The sequence below is a fragment of the Anaerostipes caccae L1-92 genome (assembly GCF_014467075.1).
Lineage (GTDB): Bacteria > Bacillota > Clostridia > Lachnospirales > Lachnospiraceae > Anaerostipes > Anaerostipes caccae.
Map to the genome: position 1 here is coordinate 711714 of NZ_AP023027.1, position 13179 is coordinate 724892.

The 13179-nt window shown below is 45.4% G+C and carries 13 protein-coding genes; all 13 read left to right on the forward strand.

Annotated elements, in window-relative coordinates; all coding sequences use genetic code 11:
• Positions 1-8 precede the first annotated feature (8 nt).
• Positions 9-1199, forward strand: coding sequence for a mannitol dehydrogenase family protein (locus tag ANCC_RS03605; RefSeq protein ID WP_006568691.1), 1191 nt, complete (start codon positions 9-11; stop codon positions 1197-1199).
• Positions 1200-1214: 15 nt separating this feature from the next.
• Entirely contained in the window at positions 1215-2177 is a 963-nt protein-coding gene (locus ANCC_RS03610) for an aldo/keto reductase (RefSeq protein ID WP_006568690.1), read from the forward strand.
• Positions 2174-2434: an HPr family phosphocarrier protein gene (locus ANCC_RS03615; RefSeq protein WP_006568689.1), complete on the forward strand. Its 261-nt coding sequence runs from the start codon at positions 2174-2176 to the stop codon at positions 2432-2434. The genes ANCC_RS03610 and ANCC_RS03615 overlap by 4 nt, the downstream gene beginning before the upstream one ends.
• Before the next feature lie 238 nt (positions 2435-2672).
• A complete protein-coding gene (locus tag ANCC_RS03620) occupies positions 2673-3062 on the forward strand; it encodes a hypothetical protein (RefSeq protein ID WP_225103650.1) in 390 nt (129 codons plus the stop codon).
• Entirely contained in the window at positions 3046-3558 is a 513-nt protein-coding gene (locus ANCC_RS03625; RefSeq protein WP_006568687.1) for a hypothetical protein, read from the forward strand. Before ANCC_RS03620 ends, ANCC_RS03625 begins: the two co-directional genes overlap by 17 nt.
• A 168-nt stretch (positions 3559-3726) precedes the next feature.
• Positions 3727-6138 carry a pyruvate formate lyase family protein gene (locus ANCC_RS03630; protein WP_006568686.1) on the forward strand — a complete coding sequence of 804 codons (2412 nt, stop codon included), beginning with the start codon at positions 3727-3729 and terminating at the stop codon, positions 6136-6138.
• 4 nt (positions 6139-6142) lie between these two features.
• The gene (locus tag ANCC_RS03635) at positions 6143-7036 is read left to right on the forward strand and encodes a glycyl-radical enzyme activating protein (protein WP_006568685.1); all 894 of its coding nucleotides are present in this window, start codon (positions 6143-6145) and stop codon (positions 7034-7036) included.
• Positions 7020-7700: a transaldolase family protein gene (locus tag ANCC_RS03640; RefSeq protein ID WP_006568684.1), complete on the forward strand. Its 681-nt coding sequence runs from the start codon at positions 7020-7022 to the stop codon at positions 7698-7700. The genes ANCC_RS03635 and ANCC_RS03640 overlap by 17 nt, the downstream gene beginning before the upstream one ends.
• Positions 7701-7886: 186 nt before the next feature.
• Positions 7887-8336 (forward strand): PTS sugar transporter subunit IIA, encoded by a 450-nt coding sequence (locus ANCC_RS03645; protein ID WP_039947023.1) that lies wholly within the window; start codon positions 7887-7889, stop codon positions 8334-8336.
• A 29-nt stretch (positions 8337-8365) separates the two neighbouring features.
• Positions 8366-8863, forward strand: coding sequence for a PTS sugar transporter subunit IIB (locus ANCC_RS03650; protein ID WP_006568682.1), 498 nt, complete (start codon positions 8366-8368; stop codon positions 8861-8863).
• A 26-nt stretch (positions 8864-8889) separates the two neighbouring features.
• Positions 8890-10512: a PTS system mannose/fructose/sorbose family transporter subunit IID gene (locus tag ANCC_RS03655; protein WP_006568681.1), complete on the forward strand. Its 1623-nt coding sequence runs from the start codon at positions 8890-8892 to the stop codon at positions 10510-10512.
• Between the two features lie 117 nt (positions 10513-10629).
• On the forward strand, positions 10630-11604 hold the full coding sequence (locus ANCC_RS03660; RefSeq protein WP_006568680.1) for a sugar-binding transcriptional regulator: 975 nt from the start codon (positions 10630-10632) through the stop codon (positions 11602-11604).
• A gap of 294 nt (positions 11605-11898) precedes the next feature.
• The gene (locus ANCC_RS03665; protein WP_006568679.1) at positions 11899-12921 is read left to right on the forward strand and encodes an alpha/beta hydrolase; all 1023 of its coding nucleotides are present in this window, start codon (positions 11899-11901) and stop codon (positions 12919-12921) included.
• The last annotated feature ends 258 nt before the right edge of the window (positions 12922-13179 follow it).

Genomic DNA, 13179 nt, shown 5'->3' on the forward strand with positions numbered 1-13179 from the left:
TCTTGACATTGAAAAAACAGAAAAAAGAACTGCTGGTCATCGGAGCAGGAAATATCGGACGGGGCGTCATCGGAGGGCTGTTTTATGAATCCGGTTATCATCTGTACTTATATGACATCATGGCAGAGCGGATGGAACAGCTGAAAAAACAGGGTACCTATCTGATCGAGAGAGTCGGCGCCGAAGAAAAACGGCGTGTGCTTGTAAAAGGATTTGACGTCCTGGACTGTTCAGACGAAAAAGATCTGGTCCTGCACATGGAACAGGTGGATCTGATTGCCTGCTGTGTCTATGAGGGGGCATTTGAGAGCATCGCGCAGAATCTGGCTCAGGCCATAAAGGTCAGAAGCAGGGAAAATGCAGGGAACTTTAACATCCTGCTCTGCGTCAACGCCCTTGGGGCTCCGGATTTCTTTGAAAAACGTCTTGGGGAATTGTTGAAAGGTGATGAGGAAGCGCTGGCTTATCTGAAAGAAAAGACAGGAATCTGTCAGGTTATGGTCGGCATGGCAGCTATGCCGTCTTCCAAAGAGCTGATGGAAGAAGACCCGTTTGCCGTCACAACCAAACTGGACGGACACATCGGTATTGACGCGGAAGCGTTTAAGGGAGAATTTCCAGAGGCAGAACAGGTAGGGAAATCGGTGAAAGCCAAAGCCCAGATTTACCGGAAAGTATATACAGGGAATATGAAGCACTGTATGACGGCATTTCTCGGGAAAGCAAAGGGATGTACTTACATTGCAGATACATATGACGATCCGTGGATCGATGACTTTATTTCCGGCGCCTTTTATGAAGCGGAAGAAGCGGTTTCCAGAGAGTATGGATTTACAGAAGAAGAGCGGAAAGAATGGGTGGATTTTATTATGAATGCGCCGAAAAACCGCAATTTAAAAGACGAGATCCGCAGAGTTGCCGCAGGGCCCAAAGGGAAACTCTCAAGAGGGAACCGTTTTACAGGACCAGCGCTTCTGTGTATGAAACATCATATCCTTCCGTATTATCTGGCGAAAGGAATCGCCTATGGATTCCTCTACCGGGATGAGGAAGAACCAGAGAGCATCGAGATCACGGATTACGTAAAGGAACATGGAATCCGGGAGGCCATAATGAAATACTGTGGACTGCTGCCGGATGAATGGGAGCTTTTAGATCTGATTGGAGCACAGTATCAAGAAGCATTGAAACAGAGATAGGATCAGGAGGAAATCATGAGATATAAACATTTTAAAAATGCAGGAGCAGATATATCAGCGCTGACCGTGGGAACATGGGGAATTGCGGGAGCCAATTCAGCGGGAGTCAGCTGGGGAGACGTGGATACAAAGGAATCCATCGCAGCCGTGCGCCGGATGGTGGAAAATGGGGTCAATATGGTGGATACCGCACCGATTTACGGGGAAGGACACTCAGAGGAGGTCGTTGGACAGGCGTTAAAAGGGATCAGGGATAAGGTATATTTGACGACCAAGTTTGGGTCTTATATTAATCATTTTACCGGTACGTCTGTGAGAGACTGCAAATATAATACCGTGGAGAGGGAGATTGACGAATCCTTAAAACGCCTTCAAACGGATTATATTGACTTTTATGTTATGCACTGGCCGGATGTAAATACGCCGATCGAAGAGACGATGGCAGCGGTCAATATGCTGAAAGAAAAAGGCAAGATCCGGTTTATCGGGATGTCCAACTCTCCGAAAGAGCTGATCATGGAAGCGCAGAAATATGCAAAGATCGATGTGATTCAGCCGCCGTTTTCTATGGTAAATCAGACGGAGAGAGAGCTGATGGAATGGGCGGAGACTCAGGGCATCGGCACCATGACGTATGGTTCCCTCGGCGCAGGAATTTTAACCGGGGCTATCAGGGAGTGTCCGGAGTATGATCCGAAAGATATGCGGCTCGTATTCTACCCATTTTTTAAAGAGCCGACATTTTCAAAGATCATGGAATTGTTAAAGACTCTGGATGCCATCGCAGAGGAACACGAAAAGCCGGTGGCACAGGTTTCGATTAACTGGAGTACACAGAAAAGCTTTGTGAGTACGGCGCTCACAGGTGTGAATACCCCGGCACAAGCCGATGAAAACTGCAGTGCTTTTGACTGGGAGCTTACAGAGGAAGAGATAGCAAGGATCGACAGCGAGATTAAGAGGCTTGAGATCGGATGAGTATGAGAAGAAAGATAAAGATCCAAAACAGCAGCGGTATTCATATTCGCACGGCGGCCGAGCTTGCAAATTTATGTGAAAATATGCCGTGTGACGTAAAGATCATGTGGAAGGACCGCACCTATGACGGAAAAAGCATCATAGAACTTCTCGATGCCAGGATACGTAAAGGGGACGAGATCATCCTTGAAGTTACAGGCAAAGAAGAAGATAAGACAATAAGAAAAATTGAAGACTGTATTCTTCGCTGGAGATAAGGAAGGACAGATGCCGAACAAAACGGGCATCTGTCCTTATTTACTTCTAGCGGAAATTATTTGACATTATAATTGACACACCTATCATAATCATACATGTTTGTATAAAAAGAGAAATTTCTGTTTAAAAAGGGGTATATTTTCAGTCATAAGAAAAGAGCATCAGATCAATACTTCCTAGAGCGACAAGGGACAGGTGTTCGACAGTTCTTCTGCAAAGAGTGGGGAAGACCACACCGTGAACTTCAAACCGGAGCCCGGTTACTATGTCGGCAAAGTAGTCGTGGATGGTGTCGGGAGAGATGATCTGAAAGACGCAGGAAGCATTCAGTTTAAGGGGGTGGCGTCTGATCATACGATTTACATAGAGTTTGTAAAGCATGATGGAAGCACAGCCGGAAAGCAGTTTGATATTTCTACTTCCATCGGAGGAGGAGAGGGAACGATTTCCCCGTCTTCCAAAGTTGAGGCCGGAACAAACAAAGAAGTACAGTGGAATCTAAAAGAAGGATATGAGGTTTCTGCAGTGATCATAGACGGAGTTACCAGGGATGATTTAAAAGAAGACAAAGGGAAGATATCATTCAGTGGCGCAGACCGGAACCATTCTTATGGAAGTTATTTATAAAAAGAAAGACAACAGTACACAGGGAAACCCTGACTTTATAGAGATTAAGACATCCAGGGAAGGAAAAGGAAGCATCACAGCAGGCGGAGATGTAGAAAAAGGTGGAAGCTATCAGGTTGTATGGAAGCCTGCCAAGGGATATGAAGTCCAGAAGGTCATTGTGGACGGAGTAGAACGGAAAGATCTTAAAAATGCTGGAAAAATTGACTTTAAGAATGTGAGCGGAAATCATACGGTAGAAGTTGTGTATCAGAAAGAACAGAAAAACAGCGGCAATACCGCAGATGATCCGTCAAAGAGCAAGAAGAAAAAGAAAAAAGATGATAACAGCGGTAAGTTTCATGCAGGCAGTTCAGAAACAAGATCCAATCGGGTTCTTAGAAAAGGCGTAGCTGAAACAGGAGACGAAGACAAGGGTGAAATGGAATTGATCTTTTTGATTGTGTCCGCGGCAGCAGTGTATATGGTCTTAAAGAAAAAGCGGGAGATTCATTAGGTCCCTGTTGTTGAGAAGAGCAAAAAAGGAATGCATTTAGGTGCATTCCTTTTTTGATGCGTAGAAAAATCAGCAAACGTATTTGACAATCACCGCAGATTGTTATACAGTGAAAGTGTAAATGCACAAATTAGTGAAAATATGTGCACATAACAGAAAGGAGAAACTATGGAGGAAAGATTAAAAGCTTTAAAACAGCAGATACAGCAGCGAAATGATATGGGAGTGCGGTCCACTTATCTTTATAAATATATTGCGGATTCATTAAGGACGACAGAGAATGAACCGGTACAGATCAGAAGGGCGAAAGCTTTTGCCAATATACTGGAAGAAGTAAAATTAGAAGTCCTTCCGTATGAATTGATTGCCGGGAGTATGCTCGGCATGTGCCCGGTGTATGAGGAACGGATGACAGAGGAAGAACAGGAAAAGAAGTCTGTACAGACGATTGAGAACTATCGGAAGGAAAAAGCAGAAAATAAGAATCTTGACGGATCCATCGTGTTTGAAGAGGGCCATGCAAAAAGCTTTGAGGACGATTTCACCAGCAAAAAAAGCCGCTGGTCGCTGATGTCCAGAGTCCACCATGACGCCAGCATCGAATTTAAAGATCTGCAGAAGCAGATTGCATTGATGGAAGAGCGGTACGCCGGATGTAAAGATCTGGAACCGTATGAGATCGGAAGAGAGCTGGAACGCGCATTCAAGATCCCATATGCGGCAGAGGACAAAAAGCTGTACAATGAGCTCCCGTGGTTTGTGGGAAATCATTTGAATCTCAATTACGGGAGGGCTTTGCAGAAAGGTCTTTTACAAATGAAAGATGAGATCATCAGCCGGCTTGGCAGTTCGTCAGACCCGGAAAAGTCTGAATATTATGAGGCAGCCCGTATTGCGGTTGACGCAGTGATCCGATTTATCAAACGGTATGCGGATGAACTGGATCTGCACAGCCAGAATACCAACGTGACGGAGGAGAGAAGCAGAGAGTTAAAAAGGATGGCAGACATCTGCCGGAAGATTTCAGAGAAGCCTGCAAAATCATTTTATGAAGCCGTCCAGCTGACCTGGATGCTGCATATCATTGCCAATATCCAGGGCGGTTCTGCATTATCTTTCGGAAGACTGGATCAGTATTTATATCCGTATTTTAAGAAGGACACAGAGGAAGGCAGAATTACATACAGCGAGGCAAAAGAGCTGGTGGGATGCCTGTGGCTGAAGGTGAATGAGCCGAAGATGCGTACTGTACAGAGTGTTACATTGGGAGGGATTACCCCGGATGGAAAAGATGCGGCCAATGAGCTGACCCGGATCTGTCTTCAGACAGCAAAAGACGCCGGGATGCCTTATCCAAATGTGGGACTCCGGGTGAACCGTCTGAATCCTGACTGGATTTATGAGGAGGCACTGGAAACGATCAAAGCCGGATGCGGGCAGCCGATGCTGTTAAATGACGAGATATGGATCACAAATATGAAGAAGCTTGGATATCCGGAGGACCAGGCCAATGATTATTACAATATGGGATGCGTGGAGATCATGATTCCCGGGAAACAGCCCAACTGGGGAGTTACAGAGGCCATCGCATTTCCGGTCCTCATAGAAGAAGTTATGAGAAAATGGGGAGCAGGGGAAATTAAGATCCGGTCATTTGATGAGTTCATGGACGCATATTTACAGGAGATGGATATAGCAATAGAAGCTGACCGGCAGGAGGCACTGCAGAAGAAAGCCAATATGACAGAACGGTGTTATGATCCCTTTTCTTCAGTCTTGATCGATGGGTGCCTGGAACATGGAAAAGATATGCTGCAGGGCGGAAGCGAGTGTCCTGTGCACTGGTCTGTCTATGCCTACGGCATCGGAACTGCGGCTGACTCCCTGTGTGCAGTGAAAAAATTTGTCTTTGATGATCAGAAGGTGACACTGGAGCAGATGAAGGATGCGCTGGAGGCAGACTTTGAAGGTTATGAAGAACTGCGCGCCATGCTGGACCGCATGACACCTGCTTACGGCAATGGATTAGAAGAAGTGGACAGTATTGCGGACAAAGTCCTTACTCATTTCTCCAAATCGGTCTTTGAGCTGAATCACAATTCAGAAAAGGATAAATATGTGTCGACGCTCTTCGGTTACTTTTTCCACATTTATCACGGGGAAATTGTCGGTGCGACACCAAACGGCAGGCATAAAGGAGAACCGTTCAGTGACAGCATGGGACCGGGACAGGGAAAAGACGTAAAGGGCCCTACCAGGCTGCTCCATTCTGTCATCCGGCTGAATGATGACTATATAACGGGCGGATATGCCTTGAATTATAAGCTGAATCCTGCATTTTTAAATGAGGAAAAAGGGAGGCAGGCTGCCATCAGCCTCCTTAAGACCTACATAGAAAACAGAGGACCGCAGATCCAGGTTTATACAACAAATTTGGACGATATAAAAGATGCCCAGGTCCATCCTGAAAAGCACAGGGATTTGATCGTACGCGTAGGCGGTTACTGCGAGTTTTTTGTGAATCTCGACAGAGTGCTGCAGAACGAAATTATTGCAAGAACGATGTACGGGGAAGGATAGAGATATGGAAGAGGAAGTGAAGGGGCTGATTTTTGGTATCCAGCATTTTTCAATTCATGACGGTGACGGAATCAGGAGCAATGTTTTTATGAAGGGATGTCCGCTCAGATGCCTGTGGTGTCACAACCCTGAAGGGCTGGCACCGGCCGCTGAACTGCAGTATTTTGAAAACAAATGCCGGAAGTGCGGCAAATGCGGCGGCATCTGTCATAATCTGCAGACCGTATCCAAAGAGTCACAGTCCATAAAAGAAACATATGCAAAAGGCTGTCCTTACGGTGCACTGGAACTGGTGGGAGAAGAAATGACGGCAGAGGAAGTTCTCGAAGAAGTCTGTATAGACCAGGCATTTTTCCGTACAAGCAAAGGTGGAATTACTCTTTCGGGCGGGGAGCCGATGATACAGGCAGACTTTGTTCTTGAGCTGTTAAAGAAATCGAAGGAGATGGGACTGTCCACAGCCATAGAGACCAGCGGGTATTCTGACCAGAGGAATTATGAACGGATTCTTCCCTATGCGGATGAGTTTTTATGGGACTATAAAGAGACAGACAATGTAAAGCACAGGGAATTGACCGGAGTGGAAAACAAGAAGATTCTTGAAAATTTAAGATTTCTTTACCAGAAGGGTGCAGTGATCACTTTGAGGTGCCCGGTAATCCCGGGAGTGAACGACACAGAGGAACATTTCAGAGGAATCGCGGGACTCATAAAAGAACTGAGGAATTTGAAAGGATGGGAAATCATGCCCTACCACCGGATGGGCATTGCAAAAGAAAAGAGATTAGGAAAAGGTGAGAGCATAGAATTCTCTGTGCCCTCCAAAGAAGTACAGGAACAGTGGAAACAAAAAATTTTATCATATATAGGAGAAGATTCAGATGTTAATGTTAATTGATGATGCAGATTTAAGAAATATTGAGGAATTGTACAGCAAATACCCATATGATGGGGTGACAACAAATCCTACCATTCTGAGCAAAACAGGAAATCCTGATCCGATGGACCAGCTGAAACAAATCCGCAGCCTGATTCCTTCAGATGCCATGCTTCACGCACAGGTATTATCTGTGGAAACGGAAGATATGGTGAGAGAGGCGAAATATATGGTATCTGTGTTGGGAAAAGATACCTTTATCAAAGTCCCCGTCACGGAAAATGGATTAAAAGCAATTTCTATTTTAAGCAGTGAGAATATCCGTGTTACAGCCACGGCCATTTACGGCACGATGTCAGCGTTTCTGGCAGCCAAGGCGGGAGCAGAGTTTCTGGCGCCTTATGTAAACCGTCTGGACAATCTGGGATACAACGGTGTACAGACTGCTCTGGATATCCACATGATGGTAAAAGCTGCAGGCTATAAGGCCGAAGTCCTTGGAGCGTCATTTAAAAACGCACAGCAGGTCATTGATATGGGGAAAGGCGGCATCGGTGCGGTGACAGTCAGTTCCGATCTGTTAAAGTCACTTGCATTTAACGGGATTGCAGAAAACGCGGTGAAAGACTTTATCCGTGATTTTGAGAGCTGCTGCGGTGAGGGGAAGACCATGCTGGATTTTTAGAAAAAAAGATAGATTATTTGTTGGCACGAAGAGCTCCGGAATTGTTTCCGGAGCTCTTTTGTGATTTTAACCACTAAAATGAAAAAATGTGCATTTTCTATTGACAAAGAGGAAACAGCTGGATATAATAACACCATAGAGAACATAATCACACTTATATGGAAGTATGAACAGGAGGATCGAATTTTGAAGGTTTACAGACAGGAAAAAATGAACAAAGACCTGCCGGGGATCATTTTATTAAGTCACGGACCGTTTGCAGTCTCTCTGGTAAAAACTGCACAGATGATTTTCGGAGACAGTGAAAACATCGCAGCCTTTTCTCTGGAAGCAGGAGATGATATTGACAAGTACAGAGGAGCTTTTACAGAAATGATCGAAGCATTTCCGGAGGGAAGCCTGATCATGGTTGACCTGTTCGGCGGAACGCCGTGCAACCAGGTTATGAGATACATTCAGGAGACAGGAAAGACACTGGAAGTTGCGGCAGGAATGAATTTACCGATGCTGATCAATGCAGTGATGTCCAGGGAAGAACTCATAGGAAAGGAATTCAGCATGGACACAGTGGAAAATGGCAAAAAGGGAATTTTCAGAATCGATGTGGAAGGATTTCTTAACGATGATGATGAGTAAATAACCATCAAAATAAAAGGAGAGAGCTTATGGCAAAGAAATTAGCAGTGAGAGTGGATGACAGGTTAATTCACGGACAGGTGGTAACACAGTGGGTCAATGTCTTTAAAGCGCAGCACATCGTGGTCATAGACAACAATGTGGCGAAAGATAAGATGCAGAAAAGCGTGTTAAAGTTTGCAGCGCCGCCGGATATCAAAGTAAGTATTTTCTCTGTGGACAAAGCAGTGGAAGCATGGGAGAAAAACCAGTTCGGGACGAAAAATGTGTTCGTACTTTTCAGAGATGTAAAACAGATCGCCGAACTCCAGGGAAAAGGGGTGTCCTTCGAGGAGATCACCATCGGACAAATGGCGATCATCAACGACAGAAAGCAGATTTATAAGCAGGTTGGTCTGTCAGAGAGTGAGGCACAGACTTTAATGGATATTGAAAAGACCGGAGTGAAGTTATACTTCCAGATGCAGCCCACAGACAAAAAAGAGTCGCTGGAAATCATGAAGAAAACATTTCCTGATCTGCACTAACTTATTTACATAGGAGGAGAGAAACTATGACGATTACAATTTTACAGGCAGTGCTGCTTGGCTTATTCTGCGGGATAGCAAAATGCTGTGTTCCTTATACGGCCGGAGCTTTCATGTTCAATACCGTCATCTTTAACGCGGTGGTTGTCGGAGCCGTGCTCGGAGACATGCCGCAGGCAATGATTATTGGTGCGTCACTGCAGCTGATTTACCTGGGAGTCATCTCAGCGGGAGGAAATCAGCCGTCAGATCCTTGTCTGGCCGCTTATATAGCAATTCCGGTTGCTATGGCTTCCGGACTCAACACTACAGCAGCAGTTGCTTTGGCAGTGCCGGTTGGACTGCTGGGAGCACAGATTACAAATCTGATTTACTTAATGGCCGGATTTTTTGCCCAGAAAGGCGATACATTCGTAGAAAAGGGCAATGCGGCAGGAATGACCAGATGGTCGGTGATATATTGTGCCATCGCAAGAATTATCTGCTTTGGTGTCCCGGTTGCCATCGCATTATATTTTGGAAGCGGTGCCCTTCAGGGAGTGCTGGATAATATACCGGCAGCAGTGACAAACGGTTTATCTGCCATGGGAGCCTGTCTTCCGGCAGTAGGATTTGCCATTATTGCAAACCTGATCTCAAAACCAAAATATATTCCATTTTTCTTCGCAGGATTTTTCCTGATCCAGTATACGAAGATCGGAACCATTCCGCTGCTGATGGTGGGAGGATTCCTGACATTCCTTTACATCACATTTAAATCCAACGAGTTCCAGGGAGAGACAGACGAGGATGAGGACGACGAAGATGAGGAAGAAGAACCGGCAGAAAAACTGCTGAGTAAAAAAGATATCCTGAAATCCTGGGTGATCTGGTGGTTCAGCGCAGAGACCTGCCACAGCTTCGAGAGAATGCAGGCGCCAAGTTTTTGTACATCATTGGTACCGGCACTGAAGAAGTTTTATCCGGGAGAAGAAAATAAACCGCGTTATATTGAAGCATTGAAAAGAAATATGACATTCTTTAACACAGAGGCACACTGGGGCGGAGGACCGATTCTTGGACTTACCTTAGCACTGGAAGAAAAGAAGTCACGCAACTATGAAGCGATTCCGGGAGAGGTTATCATGAACCTCAAAACCGGTCTGATGGGACCGCTGGCAGGTATCGGTGACACGATCTCATGGTCAACCCTGATGTACCTTTTAATCGGTTTATTCCTTCCCCTTGCTAAGAAAGGAAATCCATTGGGCGGCATCGGGCCAATCGTACTGCTGACTGTGATCTGCTTTGGAATCGGATATTTCTTAACACAGAAATGCTACACATTTGGATACTCTTTTGCAGAAAATATGCTGAAGTCAGGCTTAGTCAACAAGATTATTGCAGGAGCAAGTATTTTAGGACTGTTTATGATGGGAGGGCTTGCCTCTACCTATGTGACAGTATCCACACCAATAAAATTTGCCACAAGCGCATACACGACGACACTCCAGTCCATTTTTGACTCTATTGTGCCGGGACTGCTTCCGCTGATCGTTGTACTCTGTGTATGGGGATATCTTTCAAAAGTAAAACGAAACTATTTTGCGGCCACTTTGGGAGTTACAATAGTCTCTTTAGTATTGGGATGCTTGGGAGTTATTATTTAATTCAGCTGATTCTTTCGATTGACGTGTCCTTCCGGAGTTATGTATACTAGAAATAGAAAAATACCTTATCGTGCGAAGCACGTTTACCCGAAGGGTATAGATTGAAAACAGAAAGGCGTGGGCAAATTGAGAGAAGAAAGATTCATCATCAAAGTGGTAGAAATGCATTATAAACAGGGGATGTCACAGCTGGAGATAGGGAAAAAACTGAACGTTTCGAGGACGACCATATCAAGGACCCTGGCTCAGGCCAGAAAAGAAGGGTATGTACAGATCAAGATCAATTATCCTGACGGGGCCATGACAAGTACAGAGACGATTCTGGAAGAAAAGTTTCATTTAAAGGAGGCAGTGATCGCCTGTGTAAAAGATGGTGAAGACCTCAGTGAAGAAATTGCCTTTTATGCGTCAGACTATATACTGAGAACGCTGAAGAACCATATGACTCTTGCCTTGACAAGAGGAGTGACCCTGCAGAAGACGGTGGAGTGCCTGGCGAAGGACGTGAGGCTGAGATTCCTCAAGGTGGACGATGTTAAGGTGGTGCCTCTGATGGCCACGACCAACATTCCTCTTACTGCAGAGAAATCATTTCGTCTGGCTTACTCTAATTACCTGATCGATGAGGTGGCAAAGATCATCAACGGCAACGGCTATCAGCTGCTGGCACCGCAGTATGTGACGTCCTCGGAAATAAAAGAACATTTCCTCAACGAGGCCAGTGTGAAGGAAGTCATGGACCTGGCGAGAGCGGCAGATGTGGCGGTAATGGGAATCGGAACCGTGGATCAAAACTCCGCTATCATCAATGCAAAACTCATTCCAGTGGAAGAGTTTGAGCGGATGCAGGAAAAAGGCGGAACAGGAGAAATCCTTTCCCATGTGGTCAACAAGGACGGAGAACTGATCGAAGATGACTTTGAAGGAAGACTGATCAGTTTAAGCCTGGAAGACCTGAAAAAAATACCGATCCGCGTCGGCGTGGCATATGGCATGGAGAAAAAAGATGCGATCTTAAGCGTATTAAAAGGCCAGCTGATCAATGTGCTGATCACAGATGACAATGTAGCAGAATATCTGGCTAAAGTATGACATTTTCACCAGTTCTCCGGCTTGCTGTCTCAGGAATGTAAGATTTTCTAACTTTCAGCAAAGTTCCTCCGGCGGCCCGTTCGGAACTCGCTAACGCTCAGACAGCCTCACTGCGCTTTGCGCACCGCCTGCGAAACTTTGCTTCAAGAAGAAAAACTAACATTTCTTCGAATGCAAGGCCTCCGAACTGGTGAAAATGGACGTAATGTCTGCTGGAGCAGGTTGTTTAAAGACAAAAATCCCAAAGAACAAGCTTCTTTGGGATTTTTTCTTTTGATATAGAAAGGGAGAAAAATGAAGATTTGTGTGAAAGAAAAATTAGAAGAGATAACGCCCCATGCATTTGAGAAGAAAGTTCTGGAGAGGGAGATGGCAAAAGGGGAGCCGAGGGTCGGTATGTTTTATCAGAAAAATCAGATCCCGTCGGAGGATCTTGACCTGGCCCTTCTGCGCACGGAGATGAAACGGGAAGGTGAGGATATCACGACAAGTGAAATCTGGGAGATCTCGAAGATTATTAAAGTAAAAGATCATATGATCAATATCCATATATACGGGGGAAAGGACACCGGAAAGAAAAAGAATGCGGTGCTGTTTATCCATGGAGGCGCATTTTTTGGCGGGGATGTGAAGACAAAGGGGAATCAATGCCGGTATCTGGCGGAACAGGCAGAGGCAGTGGTGATCTCGCCGGAATACCGTCTGGCCCCGGAGACACCGTTTCCGGGAGCGGCAGATGATGTGCTGGGAACTTTAGACTGGATGACGGAACATGCGGGGGAACTGAAAATCGATGAGGATAAGATTGCAGTTATGGGAGAGAGTGCAGGCGGCACCCTGGCTGCCAACTGCTGTCTTATGGATCAGAAAGAGAGAATTAAGCTGGCGGTTTATATTTATGGAGCCCTCGACCTGACTCCGGCAGAGAAGACGCCGTATCACTGGGACTATTCTTTATATGACATGTATGAGGGGCAGAAGGATTATATTATGAACCGGCTGTTCCGCTTTAAAGAACTGGCAGGTTATATGGAAGAGCTGTATGTGCAGAATGGATATTCTACAATGGACGGAAATGTATCGCCTCTTTATGCAGAAGACTTATCAAAAATGCCTGAGACTCTGATGATAGAGGCAGAATTTGACTATTTTAAAATATGCAATGACGAATTTGTAAAGCGGCTCACTGAGGCCGGGATAAATACGGAGGTGATCTTATATGAGGGCCTGGACCACGGGTTTTTTGACCGGATCGGTTCACTGCCCCAGGCGGAAGACTGTATCCGGGAGATCGCCGAAAGAGTAAAACGCATGTAAAAAATGAGATCTGTCGTCTGTTCCGCTGATGATTGAAGTTTCAGTAAATGTGTGGTAAGATTCAGAAAGAAATGAAAACAAAATATGCTGGTGTGCCCGGATGAAATCCTGCTGGTCAGGAGAGAATAAGACGGAAGACTGCCGGAAGCGGACATATGCCTGAGGGCTGTGTCTGCTTTTGGCAGTCTTTCTGTTTTATTGGAATCCCCGGTGAAATAAAAAGATATTTGTACAGACAGCACACAAATGAGTATAAAA

Excerpts from the sequence above, each read along its gene's own strand:
- ANCC_RS03610 (WP_006568690.1), top strand. The coding sequence starts at position 1,215 with ATGAGATATAAACATTTTAAAAATGCAGGAGCAGATATATCAGCGCTG.
- ANCC_RS03650 (WP_006568682.1), top strand. The coding sequence starts at position 8,366 with ATGGCAAAGAAATTAGCAGTGAGAGTGGATGACAGGTTAATTCACGGA.
- ANCC_RS03665 (WP_006568679.1), top strand. The coding sequence starts at position 11,899 with ATGAAGATTTGTGTGAAAGAAAAATTAGAAGAGATAACGCCCCATGCA.
- ANCC_RS03655 (WP_006568681.1), top strand. The coding sequence starts at position 8,890 with ATGACGATTACAATTTTACAGGCAGTGCTGCTTGGCTTATTCTGCGGG.
- ANCC_RS03640 (WP_006568684.1), top strand. The coding sequence starts at position 7,020 with ATGTTAATGTTAATTGATGATGCAGATTTAAGAAATATTGAGGAATTG.
- ANCC_RS03615 (WP_006568689.1), top strand. The coding sequence starts at position 2,174 with ATGAGTATGAGAAGAAAGATAAAGATCCAAAACAGCAGCGGTATTCAT.
- ANCC_RS03625 (WP_006568687.1), top strand. The coding sequence starts at position 3,046 with ATGGAAGTTATTTATAAAAAGAAAGACAACAGTACACAGGGAAACCCT.
- ANCC_RS03635 (WP_006568685.1), top strand. The coding sequence starts at position 6,143 with ATGGAAGAGGAAGTGAAGGGGCTGATTTTTGGTATCCAGCATTTTTCA.
- ANCC_RS03630 (WP_006568686.1), top strand. The coding sequence starts at position 3,727 with ATGGAGGAAAGATTAAAAGCTTTAAAACAGCAGATACAGCAGCGAAAT.